This is a genomic window from Staphylococcus intermedius NCTC 11048 (assembly GCF_002902385.1).
GTDB classification, from domain to species: Bacteria; Bacillota; Bacilli; order Staphylococcales; family Staphylococcaceae; genus Staphylococcus; species Staphylococcus intermedius.
Genome location: NZ_PPQH01000016.1, coordinates 1 through 21,323, shown reverse-complemented (window position 1 = coordinate 21,323; position 21,323 = coordinate 1). Strand labels below are relative to the sequence as shown.

17 protein-coding genes are annotated in these 21,323 nt (G+C 35.3%); 14 read left to right on the top strand and 3 right to left on the bottom strand.

The window, feature by feature from the left end; all coding sequences use genetic code 11:
• Nucleotides 1-5 precede the first annotated feature (5 nt).
• The 3 genes from CD138_RS04225 to CD138_RS04215 all read left to right on the top strand — a co-directional run bounded on the left by CD138_RS04225 (nucleotide 6) and on the right by CD138_RS04215 (nucleotide 3,599).
• The gene (locus CD138_RS04225; RefSeq protein WP_373364640.1) at nucleotides 6-1,232 is read left to right on the top strand and encodes a low temperature requirement protein A; all 1,227 of its coding nucleotides are present in this window, start codon (nucleotides 6-8) and stop codon (nucleotides 1,230-1,232) included.
• Nucleotides 1,233-1,533: 301 nt separating this feature from the next.
• Complete coding sequence (locus CD138_RS04220; protein ID WP_241522239.1) at nucleotides 1,534-2,988, top strand: trypsin-like serine peptidase; 1,455 nt, start codon at nucleotides 1,534-1,536, stop codon at nucleotides 2,986-2,988.
• Nucleotides 2,952-3,599, top strand: coding sequence for an LPXTG cell wall anchor domain-containing protein (locus CD138_RS04215; protein ID WP_019167447.1), 648 nt, complete (start codon nucleotides 2,952-2,954; stop codon nucleotides 3,597-3,599). The genes CD138_RS04220 and CD138_RS04215 overlap by 37 nt, the downstream gene beginning before the upstream one ends.
• 158 nt (nucleotides 3,600-3,757) lie before the next feature.
• On the opposite strand, the gene CD138_RS04210 is transcribed toward CD138_RS04215, so the two are convergent.
• Nucleotides 3,758-4,324 (bottom strand): GNAT family N-acetyltransferase, encoded by a 567-nt coding sequence (locus tag CD138_RS04210; RefSeq protein ID WP_019167448.1) that lies wholly within the window; start codon nucleotides 4,322-4,324, stop codon nucleotides 3,758-3,760.
• A gap of 335 nt (nucleotides 4,325-4,659) precedes the next feature.
• Between CD138_RS04210 and CD138_RS04205 the strand changes: the two genes are divergently transcribed.
• The 7 genes from CD138_RS04205 (at nucleotide 4,660) to spa (ending at nucleotide 12,408) form a co-directional block, all read left to right on the top strand.
• Nucleotides 4,660-4,854 (top strand): hypothetical protein, encoded by a 195-nt coding sequence (locus tag CD138_RS04205; protein ID WP_019167449.1) that lies wholly within the window; start codon nucleotides 4,660-4,662, stop codon nucleotides 4,852-4,854.
• A 449-nt stretch (nucleotides 4,855-5,303) separates the two neighbouring features.
• Complete coding sequence (locus CD138_RS04200) at nucleotides 5,304-6,419, top strand: alanine dehydrogenase (RefSeq protein WP_019167450.1); 1,116 nt, start codon at nucleotides 5,304-5,306, stop codon at nucleotides 6,417-6,419.
• Between the two features lie 36 nt (nucleotides 6,420-6,455).
• Complete coding sequence (gene tdcB / locus CD138_RS04195) at nucleotides 6,456-7,496, top strand: bifunctional threonine ammonia-lyase/L-serine ammonia-lyase TdcB (RefSeq protein WP_019167451.1); 1,041 nt, start codon at nucleotides 6,456-6,458, stop codon at nucleotides 7,494-7,496.
• 33 nt (nucleotides 7,497-7,529) lie between these two features.
• Nucleotides 7,530-8,852, top strand: a complete 1,323-nt coding sequence (locus CD138_RS04190; protein WP_019167452.1) for an APC family permease — start codon at nucleotides 7,530-7,532, stop codon at nucleotides 8,850-8,852.
• A 208-nt stretch (nucleotides 8,853-9,060) separates the two neighbouring features.
• Entirely contained in the window at nucleotides 9,061-9,918 is an 858-nt protein-coding gene (locus CD138_RS04185; protein ID WP_019167453.1) for a M48 family metallopeptidase, read from the top strand.
• A gap of 622 nt (nucleotides 9,919-10,540) precedes the next feature.
• Nucleotides 10,541-11,113, top strand: coding sequence for a helix-turn-helix domain-containing protein (locus CD138_RS04180; RefSeq protein ID WP_019167454.1), 573 nt, complete (start codon nucleotides 10,541-10,543; stop codon nucleotides 11,111-11,113).
• A 248-nt stretch (nucleotides 11,114-11,361) separates the two neighbouring features.
• Nucleotides 11,362-12,408 carry a staphylococcal protein A gene (gene spa / locus CD138_RS04175; RefSeq protein WP_019167455.1) on the top strand — a complete coding sequence of 349 codons (1,047 nt, stop codon included), beginning with the start codon at nucleotides 11,362-11,364 and terminating at the stop codon, nucleotides 12,406-12,408.
• Nucleotides 12,409-12,540: 132 nt separating this feature from the next.
• Here spa and CD138_RS04170 read toward each other — a convergent pair whose 3' ends face one another.
• Nucleotides 12,541-13,245 (bottom strand): GntR family transcriptional regulator, encoded by a 705-nt coding sequence (locus tag CD138_RS04170; protein WP_026066768.1) that lies wholly within the window; start codon nucleotides 13,243-13,245, stop codon nucleotides 12,541-12,543.
• Nucleotides 13,246-13,390: 145 nt separating this feature from the next.
• Here CD138_RS04170 and CD138_RS04165 point away from each other — a divergent pair, with 145 nt between their 5' ends.
• The 4 genes from CD138_RS04165 (at nucleotide 13,391) to CD138_RS04150 (ending at nucleotide 18,908) form a co-directional block, all read left to right on the top strand.
• Nucleotides 13,391-15,292: a beta-glucoside-specific PTS transporter subunit IIABC gene (locus CD138_RS04165; RefSeq protein ID WP_019167457.1), complete on the top strand. Its 1,902-nt coding sequence runs from the start codon at nucleotides 13,391-13,393 to the stop codon at nucleotides 15,290-15,292.
• A 16-nt stretch (nucleotides 15,293-15,308) separates the two neighbouring features.
• Nucleotides 15,309-16,751 carry a 6-phospho-beta-glucosidase gene (locus CD138_RS04160; protein WP_019167458.1) on the top strand — a complete coding sequence of 481 codons (1,443 nt, stop codon included), beginning with the start codon at nucleotides 15,309-15,311 and terminating at the stop codon, nucleotides 16,749-16,751.
• A gap of 21 nt (nucleotides 16,752-16,772) precedes the next feature.
• Nucleotides 16,773-17,576, top strand: a complete 804-nt coding sequence (locus CD138_RS04155; protein ID WP_019167459.1) for a Cof-type HAD-IIB family hydrolase — start codon at nucleotides 16,773-16,775, stop codon at nucleotides 17,574-17,576.
• Nucleotides 17,577-18,068: 492 nt separating this feature from the next.
• Nucleotides 18,069-18,908, top strand: coding sequence for a CPBP family intramembrane glutamic endopeptidase (locus CD138_RS04150; RefSeq protein WP_026066769.1), 840 nt, complete (start codon nucleotides 18,069-18,071; stop codon nucleotides 18,906-18,908).
• Between the two features lie 1,213 nt (nucleotides 18,909-20,121).
• Here the strand turns inward: CD138_RS04150 and CD138_RS04140 are convergent.
• Nucleotides 20,122-20,595, bottom strand: a complete 474-nt coding sequence (locus CD138_RS04140) for a GNAT family N-acetyltransferase (RefSeq protein WP_026066770.1) — start codon at nucleotides 20,593-20,595, stop codon at nucleotides 20,122-20,124.
• Between the last annotated feature and the right edge of the window lie 728 nt (nucleotides 20,596-21,323).

The following is a 21,323-nucleotide window of genomic DNA, read 5'->3' as shown; positions in this document are numbered from 1 at the left end:
ACTCTATTGAGTTTTATGCAACAAGCGCTATAATGACTGTATACCTTGACTTATGTAAATTAAATAGGAACAATAAGTTATATCAAAATGTTTTATTTGAAAAGGAAGTGAGAAAAATTTCTGATATAAATGAAAATAGACATTTACAAATTAAAAGAGTAGAGCTACATGAGTTGTTTTTCGACTTAGTTTTTGTCTATGCCATTCAAAAAATTGCTCATGTTATACTCCATATCCATCACGGATCGATTTCAGGGGAATTATTTTTTAAATATATTATGATGAGTTTAATAGTGTGGATTATCTGGTCTCATCAGACGTTTTTTATTAATCGCTTTGGTAGTTTAGCGAAAAAAGACATCATATTTATCATGTTTAATATATTTGTATTGATTTTCCTAACTAATAGTCTTTACCCGAGTTTTGAAAAGACGTTCACCCCATTCTTTTTCTGTGTCGCAATTTTGTATTTAAGTATAGGGATACAATATGTATTACACGCTAATAAAAATTTGAATGATGCAGATAAGCGAACTTGCCAGTCATTTGCGCTCGTTGCGTTTATTGTTGCCACTTTATCGTTTTTATCGCTAATCTTACCATCAAGTGTACATTACATTCCTGCATTTTTAGGTGTGTTAATTGCAAGTACAGGATTAATTCCGTTCAGAAAATATTTAAATCAATCACCGGTTAATATGATGCACTTAGTAGAAAGATTTTCTCTACTGACAATTATTATTTTTGGTGAAGTTATCATTGGCCTTGCTTCAATTTTTAGTATTACTAACTTTAGTTATATCTATATTTTCCAGTTTTTAATTTTAGTATTTATGTTCGGTACATATTGGATTGTCACTGAAAATTATATCAATCACAAGCGAAAATCTATTGGTTTTCGTTTAGTTTATTCACATCTTTTAATAAACATTGCATTAGGAACATTAAATGCAGCTTTAGTATTTAGTAACAATACTGAAATAAATCCATATTTCGAAGTGAATTTAATGCACTTAAGTGTTTTATTCTTTTTTGTCGGTGTTTGGTTAAATGCACCTTATTTTCATGACAAAATTAATAATTTGCGACATATCATCTCCGCATTGATGATGTTACTTATTTCGTATATCATGAGTTGTTTATTTATCTTTAATCAGCATGTTATGATTTTATCCTTAGCTATTTCACTTGGATTAATAATGTTAATGTATTATAAAAGCCAAGATAGTTAACTTTTGCGCTATACAAAAATAACTACTTTTCTTTCTAAAAATAGCTGTTTTTGTAGGCTAAATCATAATCGATATACTTGGTATAAAGTTAGATATATAAAATTAAATCATAACGATCATGAAATCATGATGTACGCATTACAATAAATCCCATCGCTTTTAACGGTGGGATTTATTTTATAATTGAATAAAAGTAAGGCATGCGTATTGAGGTGCCAAAATGTTTAACGACACAAGTTGTAGAAATTATAACTAAATAAAGTAAAGGGTGCAATGAATTTTTAATATAATGGATTTTTAAATGTATATAAATTTAATAATTATAAAAATAACGTTGACTATTATAGAGCTGCAGCGTTATATTAAATTAAAAAGGATTGGGTGTAATAAGTTGGAAAATAAAACAAAAATCATTTTTATTGTAGTGTTTATGATTTTTATGTTTGTCCCTTTTAATGTGAAAGCAGAAGAATTTGTCGCTGATGATGGCATTATTGAGCCTCAAGCTACGGATACATCTACAATGCCTGGTGATATATTGTCACAACCTAGTACAGAACAAGCAACACAAAGTATAGTCAATTTTAATAACACGGATTACTATAGTGATTATTTCCCTAATGTTGAAAGCGTCATCGGTAAGGATGAAAGAAAAAAAGTGAATTCTTTTACTGCATCACCAATTAAAGAGAATGTTGCGGTAAGAGTAGAATGGAAAAATGCAAATGGAAGTTACACAGGATATGTTGCATCAGGTGTAATGGTGAGTAAAGATACGGTGTTAACAGCAGCGCATGTTGTATATGATGGAGGAAGAAAAAAGTTTGCAGACAAAATCACGGTTTACAGTGGGTTAAATGGAAATATCAGTCAAGGTTCTGCAAAAGGGATAAAGACTTATGCACTCAAAGATTATACAAGCACACTAGATAGTAAATATGATTTAGCAGCTATAAAATTAGATTCAGATTTAGGAAATAAAACAGGTTCACTCGGTATCACATCATCTGTTGCCGTTGGGGATACTATTGCATCAGCAGGATATCCTGATGATAAGACTGATCGAACAAATCGTAATGACTTAAAGTATTATATGTGGCAAACGACCGGGAAAGTCATCAATATAGATGACCATAAAGTCTATTATGATACGGATACATTTAGAGGTCAAAGTGGCAGTGGCGTATGGAATGTTAAAAACAACAAGCTTGTAGCGATTCATACTAATGGTGCTGCAACATACAATTTTGGAACAAGAATTACGCCTCAAAATCTGGATTATATCAAATATTGGATTGGGACACCTGTCGCTCATGCGTATGATAAGAATGTGTCTATTTCAAAAGAAGGTCAAAAATTATGGGGCGACCTCCAATTTTCAAAAGTAAGAGCAGAAACGATTGGTAAGCTAGGAAAAGTATATCGTGCTAAATATCTCTATAATCATCCTGATGGCAATCAATACCTTTCTTTATATAACGAAGACGGGACTTGGGCAGGCTACAGCGATATCAAAAATTCAGTAGATGTGACAGCTGTATCTTATAAAAAAAGCGTAGTGATGACTAAGAAAAATTATGATTTATGGAGCAGTTTTTATTTCAATACCAAAAAGGGGAAAAGTGACACATATCTTAATAAGCCAGTTTATGCTAAATATATTTACACTTTAGGAAATGGTAGACAATATTATTCATTATACGATTCTGAAGGCGGAAAATGGTTAGGTTATGTGAATATCAATGCTACAAAATAGAAAAAAGGGGTCTTTTTAATGAACAAAAAATTGCAGTTCTAGGTATACTAGCAACTTTTTCGATCAGTCATGAAGTTGATGCTGAAGAATCTGCTACAAACAATGTAACATCAAATGAAACGAATTCAAATTCAGAGCAGGCACCTCGAGATCATTATATTCGTAAATCAGATGGAACGATTGTTGAGCCTAATGTAAATCCGCATAAAGATTACGTAGAGAATGAAGAACCATTACCAGAGATTAAAGTTCAAGATGATTCTGAACATGTTTCATCAGATTCAGAGCAGGCATCTCAAGAACGTAATGTAAGTAGACCAGATGGAATGGTTGTTGAGCCTCATGTGAATCCAAACAAAGATAATATGAGGAATGAAGCGGCATTGCCGGAAAGTAAAGGTAATGAAGATGTGCAGCAGCACGCGGGTAGTAACATGCAAGCTGATCAAAATGCAGTACATGCATCTCATCAACATGAAAACGAATTAACGCCGGCACCTTTAAAAGAATTACCTCAAACAGGTGAATCAAATAAAGAAACAAATTTACCAATTATATATACATTGCTATTTGCGGGAATTCTAGTATTATGGAAATTTAAAAATAAATAATAGTGACTATTGAAAGAAAGGGAAGGGGTTATTTAAATTGCCCCTTCTCTTTATCTTCTATATATTGATGTTTGTAGAACTCCTAATCGGTTAGAAAATGTTGCATTATGAAGATTTCAGAATGGCTCCTACTTAAATCCTCTCCTTATGCTTCAAAATCAATCTCTTTCACTATGATTAAAGTTAATGAAATAAATATGGTTATCGGTCCACTGATCAAATTCGTATATAAAGTTTTTTCGAGTACATTCAAATTCAAAACCTGCTTTTTCCAACAGCTGGATTGAGGGATGATTATCTATGTTCACATGTGCCTCAAGCCGATGAAATCCAAGTGTTTTATCAGCAATATGCAAAGTTTTGGTTAATGCTTCGTAGGCGTATCCCTTTCTCCAATGTTGATTATGGATAAAGTAACCACACTCAGCCCACTGAAAGTTTTCGCGTCGAATGGTGACGATATCAATCATGCCGATATGTTGCTGATTTTTATCAAATATAGCGAAAATATACATGTCATCCTTTTCGATTAATTCATGATGTTTTTTCACTAAATCTTCAAACCAAGATTCAGTACAGATTGACATATCCATAAGTCCGTCATCATATTGATATTGTGATGGTTTTCTCTCTAAAAATCCTCTAAACCAACTATCATAATCCGAATTGACTAATGGCCTGATTTCTAAACGCTCTGTAGTAAAAGTTAAATTTTTGTTGTCCATTCAAAAACCACCTATCTTTTTAAAAAATATTGACTGCTATTAAGAGATTTCTCATTCACTTTTGGGGTCATCCATATAAAACAAGGTTTCACATATTCTATACAAATTAATTTTATTTCTCTTTCAGTGATTGGCCGCACGTTTAAGAACTAAGAATTCACACTTAGGAAAGACAACCCCATTATGTCTTCCTATCTGTTAGTATTTTAAATATAAGGCTTAACGTTGATAAAGTGAAAGTAAATGTGAAAAAAAGGTGCTCTTTATCATTATTTTAAGCATTGTCCTGTGGCATACTTGCTGCTGTAGCAAATTGTTTCTAGGAGGTGTGAAATATGTTCGAAAAACCTCAACTGGCCAATAATAAAATTTTTAATATTGTATTAATCTTTATAGGAATTCTTGCATTTGTATTATTCTATTTTGTTTTTGATGCAGGGTATTTGTTAAGTTTAATCAATGCTTTTGCACCAATTACCGTAGGCATCATTAATTTGAAAGAAATAAGAAAGCAAAATCAAGTTCAGTAAAGCGATCTTTTGATAGGTCGCTTTTTATTTTGAGTTAGAACAATGCATCACAATCTTGTTCCTGAAAAGTGAGGTTATCAATGACGTTTTGAAGTACTGGCAATACCTTAATGCTGGTTATCCAAGGATGTTAAGACTACCCTTAGACTCCCCAGATACATCAACATAGGTCCTCAACGTCCCGCCATATGATAGGCTTATCCAATTTACGCGTCTTCAATCTAGCATACCCACCACTCAAAAAATTGTAATATTCGGATTATTTTAATTATATTTTTAATTTTTATTCATTGCATTTTCAATTGACTTTGATTCAGTTTGAGGCTAATATGTTAGTGAATTAATTCACAAACTCTATAGCTATAGACACTTCATCACGCTTTTTGAATAAGATTTGTTTGAAATCAACATGAAAAGCAGTTTCAATCACCTAACGAGGAGTGTTTGTTATGAAAATTGGTATTGTTAAAGAATTAAAACCGGGTGAAGGACGTGTAGGCTGTACACCTGAAAATGCTAAAATCCTGAAAGATCAAGGACATGAAGTCTACGTAGAACATAATGCAGGCATAGGTTCTGGATTTACGAACGAAGCTTATGAAAATGCCGGTGCGACAATGGTTTCACATGAAAAGTGCTGGGAAGCGGATTTAATTATTAAAGTGAAAGAGCCCCACGAAAGTGAATTCCAATATTTCAAAAAAGGCCAAGTGATTTGGGGATTTCAACATTTAGCATCGTCTAAAAAAACAGTTGAAACCATGCAACAAGCGGGTGTGACAGCGATTGGTGGCGAAACAATCGAACAAGATGGTAAAGCGATTTTATTAGAACCGATGAGTGCCATTGCTGGACGCCGTTCAATGTTAATGGGTGCGTATTACTTAGAGGCGCAACATCAAGGGGAAGGGATTTTAATTTCTGGTATTGATGCCATTTCTGGAATTCCTTCTGGCAAAGTGGTCATTTTTGGTGGCGGTTCTGCGGGTGTCAATGCGGCAACGATTGCGTTAGGCTTACAAGCAGAAGTCGTAATCATCGAATTAAAAGATGAACGTATTGCTTGGCTTGAAACACATTTTAAAAACGACAATGTGACTGTGGTGAAATCTAACGAAGCCAATTTAGCGCGAGAAATCAAAACGGCGGATGTGTTTATTTCAACCATTCTCATTCCAGGTTCTAAACCGCCGAAACTTGTGACGAGAGACATGGTACGTAGCATGAAAAAAGGTTCAGTACTCGTGGATATTGCGATTGACCAAGGCGGAACTGTAGAAGGTATTCGTCCAACAACGATTAGTGATCCGATTTACGTTGAAGATGGCGTCATTCATTACGCTGTGCCGAATCAACCAGGTGCTGTACCACGCACATCTACAATGGTGCTGGCAGCGGGGAACATTGACTTCTTATCCGAAATTAGTAATAAAGGTATCGAACGTGCCATTCAAGACAATCCAGTCCTCGCCTCAGGGGTGAATATTTATCAAGGACATATTACAAATCAAGGTTTAGCACAATCACATGACATGCCTTATGAAAAATTAGCAGACTTAATCTAGTTCGTACAACATCAATTTGAAAAGAGGATGATGGTCATGGCAACAAATGCTGTTATGATACAAACTGAAAAATATTGTAATATACATGACATTAAAGAAGCTAAAATGAGAATTCAAGATTATGTACGTGAAACACCACTGATTAAATCAATGTTTTTGAGTAACAATATTACAGGTGGCAACGTTTATTTAAAACTTGAGAACATGCAATACACCGGATCGTTCAAATTTAGAGGTGCGCTTAATAAAATTTTGCACTTAACGGATGAACAAAAAGCAAAAGGTATTATCACAGCTTCAGCGGGGAACCATGCGCAAGGTCTCGCATTAACTGGCCAACTGCTTGGTGTTGATGCAACAGTAGTCATGCCTGAAGAAGCACCGATTTCTAAACAAGAGGCAACACGTGGTTACGGTGCGGAGGTTATCCTTAAAGGAGAAACATTTAATGACGCGCGCCTATACATGGAACAATTGGCAGAGGAAACAGGTAAAACGATTGTGCATCCGTATGATGATGTTGAAGTCATGGCAGGCCAAGGTACGATTGGTTTAGAAATTTTAGATCAAATTTGGGACATTGATACCGTTGTAGTACCTGTCGGCGGCGGTGGCTTGATTGCTGGCTTAGCGACGGCTTTAAAATCATTTAACCCCTCTATTCATATTATCGGCGTGCAATCTGAAAATGTTCACGGTATGGCGGAATCTATAAAAGAAGGCCAAATTACATCACAATTTACAGCACATACCATTGCGGATGGCACTGAAGTCACCATCCCAGGTAATAAAACGTACGCTGTTGTTGAAAAACTTGTCGATGAATTTGTATTAGTCTCAGAAGATGAAATCGCGAATGCCATGCGTCATTTAATGCAACGTACGAAAATCATTACTGAAGGTGCAGGGGCATTACCAACTGCTGCCCTATTAAGTGGTAAAATCGACCCGCGTTGGATTAAAGGCAAAAACATCGTCGCGTTAGTATCTGGAGGTAACGTTGACCTTACACGTGTGTCACATATTATTGATGACTTATTAAGACCTGCAGATACAAGTGAAGGTGTGGTAGGATAGCCCATATCAAGGAATGAAACGGAGGCAACAGCAATGAGTACAGATACAGCTCTAAAGAAAAACATCGGCTTTTTTGCATCGCTTTCACTTGTCATGGGTTCAGTCATTGGTGCGGGTGTATTCTTCAAAGCTTCTAGTGTGACGGAAGTGACCGGTTCAACCAGCATGGCACTCTTTGTATGGTTGCTTGGCGGTATGATGACCATTTGTGCCGGTTTGACAGGTGCTGAACTTGCAGCGGCCATTCCTGAAACTGGCGGGCTCACGAAGTATATCGAATACACGTATGGCGACTTCTGGGGATTTTTATCTGGCTGGGCGCAAGCATTTATCTACTTTCCAGCTAACATCGCTGCACTTGCCATTATTTTTGGAACGCAAATCATGAATTTATTTCATCTATCGACGTCATTGTTATTACCTATCGCAATCCTCAGTGCCGTTTCGATATTATTGATTAATTTTTTAGGCTCCAAAGCAGGCGGGGCCCTACAAACTATTACGTTGGTGATTAAGTTAATACCGATTGCACTTATTGTCATCATCGGCTTCTTTCATACGAGTGACGTATCATTTTCTCTCTTTCCCGTTGTGAATGGTACAGACTCAAATTGGTTTGAAGCGATTGGTGCCGGTCTTCTTGCGACTATGTTTGCTTATGATGGCTGGATTCACGTCGGTAATATTGCCGGGGAAATGAAAAATCCTAAAAAAGACTTGCCAGGAGCCATTACACTTGGTATTGGCCTTGTGATGGTGGTTTACTTACTCATCAACGCAACATTTTTAATGACACTTCCGATTCATCAAATTGAAGGTAACTTAAATGCCGCAAGCGAAGCATCTTCAATTTTATTCGGTGCAGGGGGTGGAAAACTCGTCACAATCGGTATTTTAATTTCTGTATATGGCACGATGAACGGCTATACAATGACTGGTATGCGTATTCCATATGCCATGGCAGAACGTAATCAACTGCCGTTTAAGCGTTTATTTTTAGACTTACTACCCTCAAGAACACCATGGCTCGGTGGTGTCATTCAAATAGTCATTGCTACAATGATGATGTTATTAGGTGCATTTGACACAATCACAAATATGTTGATCTTTGTGATATGGACATTTTATTGTATGGCTTTCTTAGCGGTATTAATTCTTAGAAAACGAGAGCCAGAGTTACACCGTCCATATAAAGTGCCATTGTATCCCGTCATCCCTGTGATTGCATTGCTAGCAGGCACATTTGTCTTGCTGAATACATTATTCACCCAACCCCTCCTTGCAATCGTGGGTATCGGGGTCACAATGTTAGGTATTCCGATTTATTATTATCAGAAAAAAACATTAAAATCTTAAATCATACCCTACTCATAAAATTTTGACACGACTACAATGAACCCGAGGCTTTCGTTCTTCATGACGAAATGTCTCGGGCTTTTCTGTGATGTGTCATTTAATCAGCAAAATAGTACAGATGTTTTTATTTTTGTTTTTGCCATTCCTATAATTTTATTGTTTAATAAAAAGTGTATTAATAATAAAATCTCATTTAGGATGTGAAATCATGTGCCAAAATCATATGCATCAAAATAAAAAAGCTGATGTAAGCGTCAAAAAACTAAGACATAAGGCAGAAATACCATTGATCAGATTTGGGCTACTCGTCATTGTGATTGCTCTTTGTTTAGGATGTTATTTTCTGTTAAATGGTAGTGAAGTGTCTCAATGGATCAGTGCGATACTTTTCGGTTTACTTGTGCCTATTATCGGTTTTTTTGCGATTAGAAAAAATTATTGGGCAAGTGCTTCCAATGGTGTAGAAATTACAGCAACACAATTCCCTGAAATTCATCAAATTTTTATGGAACTCGCTGACGAAATGGGGTTTTCTGAAAAAGGGCCTTTAAAGACACCGAGATTATATATTAACAACGGAAACGGTACGATGAATGCCTTTGCTGCGAAATGTACATTGAGAAAGCGTTATATCGTGATTTATAGTGACTTACTTGATGTTTATTATAGCCATAAACAAAACGAATTGGTCCGCTTTGTTTTAGCGCACGAGTTGGCGCACCATAAATGTGGGCATACGAATCTATGGCGGTTGATACTTTCACCAGCATTAAAGCCACTTTTTCTAGATAATAGTCTCACAAGAGCACAAGAATATACTGCTGACCGAACTGCAGTGTATTATGCCCAAGAAGGTGCCTTAGACTTAATCTATTTATACGCCGGTAAGTATGTCGGTGCTAAAGTAGACATTAATGAGTATTTTAAATCTATAGATACGCATGATGAATCGTTTTGGTTAAAATTGAATAACTTCTTATCCGATCACCCTGTTGGTTACAGGAGGATGCAAGCATTAAAAGAAGCGAAAGAAAACGGATGGGATGTACACGGAAAAATGTTATAGATAGTTTAAGGCAGTATTTAACAATGTCTCTATTGGGACCATGCGGCATTTCACAAAATTTATCCTCTTGGTTTTGTAATACTTTCATTGATTGAGGACCACTATAATTTAATTAATAATGAAGGAATCATTTTGTGTTATATGACTGTTGAAAGAAATGATGAACGAACGCATTCGTAAAATTGCATTGAACAGTGACGTATGATGCATTTTCTCAAGATGAATAATGACTAAGTTAGAACTTACTCGGTGTACAATCTATTGAAGAACTAGAAAACTCGAGAAATTGGCTGTTTATCTTGCCGAAGCTGTAGTTAAGGAAAGAGGATATGGTTTTCCGTTATCAATGAAACCCATTAAAATATGACATAAAACTATTTTCAAGCCTTAATAGTTTTGCTAGAAATTATAGAAATGTAAGTCTTATGAATGAAAATACGAAGTTTTACGATACCATCTACTGTTACTGGAGTAGGTGGTATTTTTTAGGGAAAGTCACAAAAACTTAAGCGTATCACCCGGGAAATACAACTATAAAAAATTTTATAGTGACATTATAAAAAGATTTGATAGAATAGCACTTAATTACAAGTTATCGTGGGCAATGAAGGAGCTGTTGGATATGGATGTCAGCAATCAAATTAGGTATTACAGAAAAGAAAGGCAATTATCTCAGATGGCATTAGCGGAGAAAATTGATGTATCTACGCAAACGATTTCTAACTGGGAGAATGAGAGAAGCTACCCAGATTTGTATCATTTGATTGCACTCAGTTCTTTATTCAACATTTCTTTAGATCAACTTGTAAAAGGAGATGTAGTAAAAATGAAGAACATCATTGATCACTATAACATGGACAGATATGGTAAATTGATGGTCGTTTTTATGCTCATTACTATGATTTCAGTTGGCCCAGTTTTGAAATTTATTGACGGATGGTACGGTTTACTCATTCCATTCATATTTTGGATCATTTCAATGTATTATGCGATTAAGATTGAACAGTTGAAGAAAAAGTACGATGTCAAAACGTATAAAGAGATCGTGGATTACATGGAGAATGGCGCAAAGACTTATAACGATACAAGAGAAAAAAAGAAATTGTTGATAGAGAAAACCTTAATTGTTACAGCATTCGTCGCAGTGGCGGTTGTTTTGATGTTAGGCAGTCTATTTTTGTTTGAATTGTTTTAATAGAAAGTGTGAATGATATAGAAGAGATTTCATCATACAAAAAATAATAAAATCATAAATAAGATAACGTTTTTGTTGGAGGGCTAGGATATGATTCCTAGCCCTTTCTCATGGGGTAATCATTGTAGTGTACATGTAAATAAATATTTAAACCTATATCTTGTTTTGGTCTTTACTTTCTATACTTTATATTATATTATGAGTTTAAATGTTACATAACATATTTTATTTGAAGGGTGTTGGACTTAATGGAAAACAAAAACTTTTTTAGTATTCGTAAACTATCTATCGGTGTAGGTTCTTGCTTAATCGCGAGTTCTTTACTTGTAAACACGCCAAGTTTTGCTGAAGAAACAGATAATGCGAACATTAATGACGCACAACAAAACGCCTTTTATGAAATTTTACATTTACCAAACTTAACTGAAGAACAACAAAATGGATTCATCCAAAGCCTTAAAGACGACCCAAGCGTAAGCAAAAATGTACTTGAAGAAGCTAAGAAATTAAATGATAGCCAAGCTAAGGTAGATTACAGTGAAGCGCAACAAAATGCATTTTACGAAATTTTACATTTACCAAATTTAACTGAAGAGCAACAAAACGGATTCATTCAAAGCCTTAAAGATGATCCAAGTGTAAGTACAGACATATTAGCAGCAGCTAAGAAATTAAATGATACGCAAGCTAAACCTGATTACAGTGAAGCACAACAAAATGCTTTCTATGAAATTTTACATTTACCAAACTTAACTGAAGAACAACAAAACGGATTCATCCAAAGCCTTAAAGATGATCCAAGTGTAAGCACAGATATTTTAGCAGAAGCTAAGAAGTTAAATGATAGTCAAGCACCTAAAGTTGATAAAGCTGAACAAACTGACAAAGCTGAAGCGAAAGCAGATGATAAAGCTAAAGGTGAAGAAGCTAAAAAATCTGAAGATAAAAAAGAAAGCAAAGCAGATAAAGCAGACAAAGCGAAAGACGCAACTCATGTGGTTAAAGCTGGTGAAACTTTAGATAAAATTGCTAAAGATCATCATACAACTGTTGATAAAATCGCTAAAGACAACAAATTAAAAGATAAAAATATGATCACACCAGGTCAAAAACTTGTTGTTGATAAAAAAGAAGCAGCTAAAGGAAAACAAGAAGCTGCAGCGAAAAATGAAGTGAAAGCTTTACCTAATACTGGTGAAAATGATGATCTCGCATTATTCAGCACAACTGTTGCAGGTGGCGTGAGTATCGCTTTAGGTTCATTATTATTAGGAAGAAATAGAAAAACAAGCTAAGATTAAATAATTTCAGTATCATAAAAAATGAACTGTGATCGTAGTACTCAAGTGCTACGTCACAGTTTTTTATTTGAATAAAAACCGATTGTATTCGTGTGATGTGAATACGATCGGCTTTTTAACGTCTGATTATCTTTTGCTTGGTATATAGAAATGGGCATTTTTATAATGAAAGACGATATCTGATGCGTCGAATGGTATACCTGTCGTAGTATAAAAAGTTTGATGATAACGTAAGCACGGATCATTAGGTTCGAGCTCTAAAAGTTTCGCTTCATTAGAGTCGAGTTGATCAGCGTTAAAATAAATATCGGAAAAGCCGACTTTCACTTGCATGTTTTGCTCTAGGTAATCAAAGATAGATCCTTCTGTAATTTCAGTGTTTAAGTATTTGACGATTTCTTTGTTGTAATAAGAATATTCAATACACAGTACGTTGCCATCGACATAGCGTAGTCTTTCTAAATAATAAACACTGTCACCTTTTGATAAATTTAGTTCTTGCATAATCTTCTGAGGAATATAAGTAATCTCTTCTAATTTTAAAACCTTACTTGTAAGTTGGTGCTCGCTTAAACTTCTTGAAAATCCATTCGTTTTGAAGACGTTAATATGATTGTCGTTTCTCGCATTTCTTACATAAATACCGCTGCCTTGAGCTTGATAAATAATACCATCATGTTCGAGTAGTTCTAGAGCTTTAATAATCGTACTTTTACTGACTTCATATTTTTCTTTTAAAGCCGTGACACTCGGCAATTTATCCCCTGCTTTAAATTGATTGTTTGTGATGAATGTATGCATATCATGAGCGATTTTTTCGTATTTCAGCAACAATAAGCCCTCATTTCAATTTCTAGATAATTTATTATAACATGTGTCGTTGTTATTGTTTTGTATCGGCATAGACAAATTGAACCGGTACAATTATAATGATGGTGAACCGGTTTCATTATATGAATTTTGGGAGGTAATGTTATTGGGCAATAAGTATAGAGAATTATCTCAAGGTATATTGACGGCAGTTGGTGGAGAGGAAAATATTGTCAAAGCTTCACATTGCGCCACGCGTTTAAGAATTGTGTTGAAACGATCCAAACCTTCAGCTAAAGATGAAGTAAGTCAGTTGCCTGGAGTAGTTACAGTTGTAGAGAATAACGGTCAGTTTCAAGTTGTTATCGGAAATGCAGTAAGGGATGTTTATCAGGAGTTTGAAAATCTGTTAGATGAAAAGAAGGGAACAGTGACGCATTCTGATGAGGGTGAAACAGAAAAGCAATCTGTCCTAAATAGAATTATTGCAACAATGTCAGCAGTGTTTGCACCGTTTATTTATATTTTAGCTGCTGCCGGTATACTCCAAGGTTTACTAATTATCATTAACTTAATTGTCCCTACATTTGAGAAAACGGGAACGTATCAAATTTTTAACATGATTTCATGGGCGCCATTTGTATTTTTGCCAATATTTATCTCGGTCACTGCTGCGAAACATTTTAATGTCAATGTATATATCGCAATTGCTTGTAACGCAGCATTGGTTAGCCCTGATTTAACACAAATGATTAGCAAAATTGGAGAAGGGCAAGCGGTTCACTTTATAGGAATTCCATTATCAGAAACAACATATACGTCTAGTGTATTACCACCGTTATTGTTGGTTTGGGTTTTATCGTATCTTGAAAAATTCTTAAATAAAACGATTCATGAAGTGATTCGCCCATTATTTACGCCTTTCTTTAGTATTGTCATTATGGTTCCTTTGACACTACTTATTATTGGACCGCTATCCACATTAGTCGCTCATGGTATAGCGGGTGGTTATAACTTTTTAGTAGATGTGGCCCCTTGGTTAGCAGGAACAATCATTGGTGCATTTTGGCAAGTATTCGTTGTATTTGGAGTGCACTGGGGTATCACACCAGTGGTTTTAGCTAACTTTGAACAATATAAGAGTGATTCTTTCCAAGCTTTCCAAACGATTGCTGTTATCTCCCAAGTCGGAGCGGTATTTGGTGTTTTACTTAAGTCGAAACAACTTTCGATTAAACGTATTGCATCATCAGCAGGTGTGACAGGGATATTTGGTATCACTGAGCCGTCTATCTATGGTGTTAACTTGCGCTTTAAAAAGCCGTTTATTATTGCATGTATGAGTGGTGGTATCGGTGCGTTTGTCGCTAGTTTCTTTAACCCTAAGTATTATGCTTATGCAGGTTTGCCAGGACCTATTACGATAGTTAACGGCTATAGTGCGAGCAACCCATCGTCTATTTGGGGAATTGTCATCGGTGCTTTAATCGCCTTTATTTTACCTATCATCTTGATTCAAGTATTAGGTTATGGAGAAGATACGACAAAAGAAGTGGCATCTACAGAAAGCATTGAAGATACTGAGAGCCATCAAACTGTTATGGAGCTAGAGAAATCTGTTTTCTCACCAATTGGAGGCCAACGTATAGATTTACAAGAAGTGAATGATCCCATTTTTGCTGAAGGTATGATGGGTAAAGGTACGGCCATTATACCGAATGATGATGAAGTAATGACTGCACCATTTGATGGGAAAATTTCTATGATTGCACCGTCTAAACATGCAGTGGGTATCATTTCTGAAGATGGTGTCGAAATCCTCATACATGTTGGTCTAGATACTGTCAAAATGAACGGTGAAGGTTTTGAAGTATTCGTTAAAGAAAATGAAAGTGTACAACAAGGACAGCAATTATTAAAATTCAATAAAAAGCAAATTGAGGATAACGGCTACGAAAGCGTGATTCCTATTATTGTGACGAATTCAGCAGATTTTGAAGATGTCCTGATTACAGAAGAGCAACAGTTAAACCAAGGAAGTCAGTTGTTAACAATTATAAAAAAATAAAGGAGTGCAATGGATCATGTCTAAATTACCAACAAGTTTTATGTGGGGCGGTGCATTAGCTGCCAACCAATTTGAAGGTGGTTACGATCAAGGTGGTAAAGGATTAAGTGTTATCGATGTGATGACAGGGGGTGCGCATGGAAAGGCGAGAGAAATAACGGCGTCAGTGGAAGCGGATAAATATTATCCCAATCATGTAGGGATTGATTTTTATCATCGCTATAAAGAAGATATTGCGCTGTTTAAAGAAATGGGTTTGCAATGTCTTCGTACGTCAATTGCTTGGGCGCGTATTTTTCCGAATGGGGATGAGTTAGAGCCTAATGAAGAGGGGCTCCAATTTTATGATAATGTATTTGACGAATTAATTCAAAATAATATTGAGCCAATTATCACGTTATCACACTTCGAAATGCCTTTACATTTAGCACGTGAGTACGGTGGTTTTCGTAATCGGAAAGTGGCGGATCATTTTGCACGTTTCGCACAAGTTGTATTTGAACGGTACAAAGATAAAGTGACGTACTGGATGACATTTAATGAAATCAATAACCAAATGGATACAAGTAATCCGATTTTCTTATGGACCAACTCAGGTGTAAGTTTAAATGACAACGATAATCCTGAAGAAGTGTTGTATCAAGTTGCACATAATGAACTGATTGCAAGTGCATTGGCGGTCAAAATCGGTAAGTCGATTAATCCGAACTTTAAAATTGGCGGTATGATTTCTTATGTACCGATTTATCCATATTCTTGTCACCCCAAAGATATGATGGAAGCACAAATTGCGAATCGATTAAGATATTTCTTCCCTGATGTACAAGTAAGAGGTTACTATCCAGGCTATGCTAAAAAGATGTTTGAACAAAAAGGTTATCAAATCGGATGGCAAGACGGAGATGACGAAATTTTACGAGAAGGTACGGTTGATTACATCGGTTTTAGTTACTACATGTCTACGGTAGTTAAACATGATACGGAAACACTTGTTGATAACAATATTGTTAACGGTGGACTTCCTAACTCGGTTGAAAACCCACACATTGAAACAAGTGATTGGGGCTGGGCTATCGATCCAGAAGGGTTACGTTATGCACTCAATGTCTTGTATGAACGTTATCAAGTGCCTTTATTCATTGTAGAAAATGGTTTTGGTGCGATAGATAAAGTAGAAAACAATCAAATTCATGATGCATATCGTATCGAGTATTTGAAACAACATATAGAAGCGGCGATTGATGCGGTTGATAAAGATGGCGTAGACTTAATTGGTTACACGCCATGGGGCATTATCGATATTGTTTCATTTACAACAGGCGAAATGAAAAAACGTTACGGTCTCATTTATGTTGACCGAGACAATGATGGAAACGGTACCTTAGAAAGATTGAAGAAAGATTCATTCTATTGGTACCAAAAAGTAATTGAAACAAATGGTGAAAATTTAGGGGAGTAACTTACAAAGGGTGTGTGTTTAATGAACCTACAATGCGTTGTGACCGATATGGATGGGACTTTTTTAGACAGTCGTAGTCAGTTTGATCGAGAGGCATTTCGTCGTTTGAAAGGACGATGTGAAGAGAAAGGTATTCGCTTTGCTTTTTGTACGGGGAAACAGTGTGACAGAGTCGTTAAAATTTTAAATGGTTTAGAAAGAGATGCGTATATTGTGGGGGATAGTGCGACACGTATCCAATTTAATGGTGACAATATATGGTCTCAAACCTTTGACCGCCAACTGGGTCTGTTACTCATTCAACGTTTACAGCAAATTGATTTGGCGCAAACAATTATTGCCTGTACAGAAAAAAGTGCCTATGTATTGAATCAAATTAATGAATCTGAACGTCAAATTGTCCATGGTTCGTATGAAACGGTCACATATATTAATCAATTTGATGAAATTCAGGAAGATTTTTTGAAAATTACTGTACATGACCCTAAGCAACAATGTTTTGAGCATGTGGAGAAAATTAAAGATTTTGAAGAACAACTATATGTTGTTGCTTCAGAGGCAGCATGGATTGACATCACAGCCAAAGATGTCGATAAAGGTAAAACGATCCAACGTTTACAACAGCTTTTGGGGTGTTCCCAAGATTCGACTATCGCATTTGGAGATGGTTTGAACGATGTGGCATTATTTAACGCGGCGGGTATCAAGGTTGCGATGGACAATGCCTACCCGGAGTTGAAACGTAAAGCGGATCTCATTGCGAGAGACAACAATCATAACGGTGTAATTCATACATTGAACGTATTGTTAGATTTGGAAAGATAGTGAGAAAACTTTACCGATACAATGTCAGTAAATATTAATTATGAAGACAATTCAATATATGATAAAAAAACGTCTATGTTCCCGAGAGCATAGGCGTTTGAGTATATGTCTTTTATTTAACTTTATTGAGTGATTATACTTTTATTCATGAATACAACGCGGCCTTAATGGTTAAAATTTATGCATATCTTAAAGGAGTAGGTTTTGTATTTTTATTGGGAAATGTGACTTGTTGTAAGCGTTAGAAGCGGTAGATTATGCTAATGGAAACGTAGCAAAATCGTGATAGAAAGCGACGGGTCAATGATCCTGTACATGATGGTGTGAATACATCTAGAGGGAAAGAGTCTTAAGGTAACATAAGACACGAAACAGATTAAAAAAGTACATACTTAGATTGTTAAAATGGTATGTAAAGGAAGAAGTTATAGTTGAGGGAGAATATAGAATCGCTAAGAATATTTGTGGCACTATGAACTTCAAAGGAGAGATATGAAATTGTGGAAGACTTTATTTAAAATTATTGGCTTAATTTTGTTGATGTTTGTTATTTCTGTTTTTGCACAAAACGTCGCTATGTCATGGCACTTATTGTCGTTGTACGGTTTTGAATATGCATTGCATGGGATAACGTATGTTATTGTTGCGCTATTGCTCATTAAATGGATAGCTAACAAAGGGCTAAAAAAGCCACTTTCGTATTTTCGTATTACCCCATTTCGTGTGTTTCCAAGTAGCGTGATTTTAGGTGTATTATTGACTGTACTGACGATAGTTTTCTATTTTGTCTTCGTACCAGGGCAATTGAGTATAACGCATGTTGAATCAACAAAAGAATTTTTGGAAATGCTTTTTGAGTTGGTCATCCTCGGAGGAATTGCAGCGCCGATTGTCGAAGAAGTGGTATTTAGAGGTATCTTATTGAAATACATTGAAGAGAAAACGAATATTATCGTCGCAATGGTGATTACTTCGGTCTTTTTTGCAGCTGTACATTTGTTCAATGGCCGATTAACGGGGATAGATTTTTATTTATTAATCATAGGCGGCATATTAGTAGGTATGCTGTATGCAATAGCTGCTTACCGGTACAATTCTATTTGGGCAAGTGTTGTGCTTCATGTATGTTGGAATTTAGGAGCGTTGATTACGATTTCCCCAACTCAAACAGATGTAGGATGGATTCAATACGTGATCAATAGTCACAATGTATGGTTAACAGGTGGAGCATACGGTTTTTCAGTTTCTGCTGTAGCAATTATTGGTTACATACTCACGGGAATAGTGATACTTTTGTTAAAAAAACCTAGAAATACTTCTTTAAATTTATAAGCAATCACCAATATGTAATTAAAATACATATTTCTATATAAGGTATACTCACTCTTTAGGATGGATAATTTTATTCCTCCTTTTTATAATATGAAAAAAATAAAGCGCCTCTAAGCACATACTCTTAGGGGAATATAGCTATAAAATACTATAAACTAAAAAGTATTATATCAAGCTACAATGCAATGTTTTCATATTAAAGTGAAGGGGGTTCGATTCAAAATGAAAAAGACGCAACTCGATTTAATAGATTTGATAGCTATCATCATTTTAATTGGCATACCTTTATTATGTTTATATGTTTTCAAAATTCAAACGACGACTACATTCATCATTTTCGGTGCCCTTCTTGTTTTGTCTATTCTATTTGATAAGAAAAGGAGAAAGGATGCCCCTCTCCTTTTTCACTTATAAATGACCGCATTTCCCCAATTAATTCATCTTCTTAAAATTCCCTCTCAATTCGACTGTTCAGTGTCAGAGTTTCGCTTTTTCATATCCATATATAGGGAGATTGAACTAGAAAAAATGACTGAGAAAGGAATCATCATTTGGTATATATCGAATCCTTTGATGAAAAGATGATAACGAACGTGAATCCTAAAATAATCATGATGCCATCAAAAATCAATGCCCATGTTGTTTTAGCCATTATGCTCCCTCCTCACATGATTCAATTATCATCATTAGGCGCTTAAATTAAAAAATAACTATGATATGATTACCCATTTTGTGCATTTGTTACATTGTATTTTTTCACTATAACATTCTTTTTGTGGTAATTAGTGATGATTGTTGTACTTAATCGATATTTTCATTTGATTTATATTTTGAGCAACGATGCGTTTGATTGAATCGTGTCAGAACGCCCAATACTCAAGACTTAAATGACCATGACGTCACTGTGCATAGTTCAACATTTGTGATAATCATGTTGATGCTAACAATGAAAGATAGGCGCATTAGAATCGTCATAGAAACATTTTATGTCTTTTTGATTTTATTTATTTTTTCTAAAAATCATTTGAGTTTGTTATTTTATAATATTATAATCAGATAACCAAATAACATACTTTTGGAATGATTGTTATAAAAAGGAGGAGCACAACTTGTACAACTGTATGGTTTTTGGGCTTGAACGTTGGTTATCTAATGGTCAGTCATTAGATGGAACGTAGCGAGTCAGTGCGTTTCAAATGATGACTTATACGTATTAAAAATATTTTGTGAATTGGATTTCATCTTTAATCGGAATACCATTGTCGCCTATAAGCGGAATGGAAGGTTTGATATGTCGTGCGATGTCTACAGCATTGGGTCGAATATTGGACATGCGATACCCATTTTTTTGATAAAAGTACAGCGCTTTAATATTTTCATTTGTCGTTATCACTTGAATGGTTTGAATATTTAATGTCTGTGCGATGTTTTCGACGTGCTGAATAAGCCGACTTCCAACCCCCATATTTTCTCTAAAGCTATCTAATGAAATGATTTCTAATATGTCCGTATCAGTTCTATAAATTAAGACACCCACAATACGTCCTGCTTCAAATGCAACAATGCAAGGGAATTGTGTTAAATCATAGTGGCCTGATGAGACGACCATGTTGAAATCGAAATGATAGTGCGTTTTTAATTGTGAGATCAAAGGTGCATTTAATTGTTGAAAAGATTGGTAAGTCATCATCTCTATTCCTCCCTAGCCAAGTGTGAAAATTGCTTTTTAGTCATGATGTATCGACGCTTTGTATTTATTGTAGCAAAAGTAGAGATGAATGGTATGGATACGATATACAATGCCTTTCTAAAAGGGCGGGACATTGAAAATTTTAAACTTCAATTCATTCATAGATTCATGGTTCATTAATAACTTTAAAGCAGTCGGAAAATGAGGGAGAATGGCGTACAAAATATTGATGCTATTGTTTTCTTGATTTCATAAACTTGCCCTCAGTTTCGCTGTATTGGGTCTAAGATTGCCCAGAAGGCTGAGACTCCTGAGGGATCAGCTGGGCCGTAAAATCCAATTCGGCTTCTATCTCATGTATGTTTCAATCAAGCCGAATTTAGTTGGAGGGCCAGCCCCTCGGAAAGCGAAGCCATGAAGGCAATCAAAAACCACAAAGCATAGGGAGGGCAAGTTTAACAAAAATATTGCATCGATAGCATCAAAAATTTTTATGTCTCATCCCGTTTCTAAAGCTTTTGTAAAATACTAATGCGATATGATTCGAAAACAAAGATTAAGTTTGCGATAAAAATGCTAATGTAGAAAGACTGTTTTTAAATTTTTTACCGAAAAAATTCTAATTATTCAGACACAATTTAAAATATTTTATAGTGTATGGTTACCAAATGATTGATGGTGAACATACATTTTAAGGAGCTTGATTGAATGTCAAAAAAGGAAAA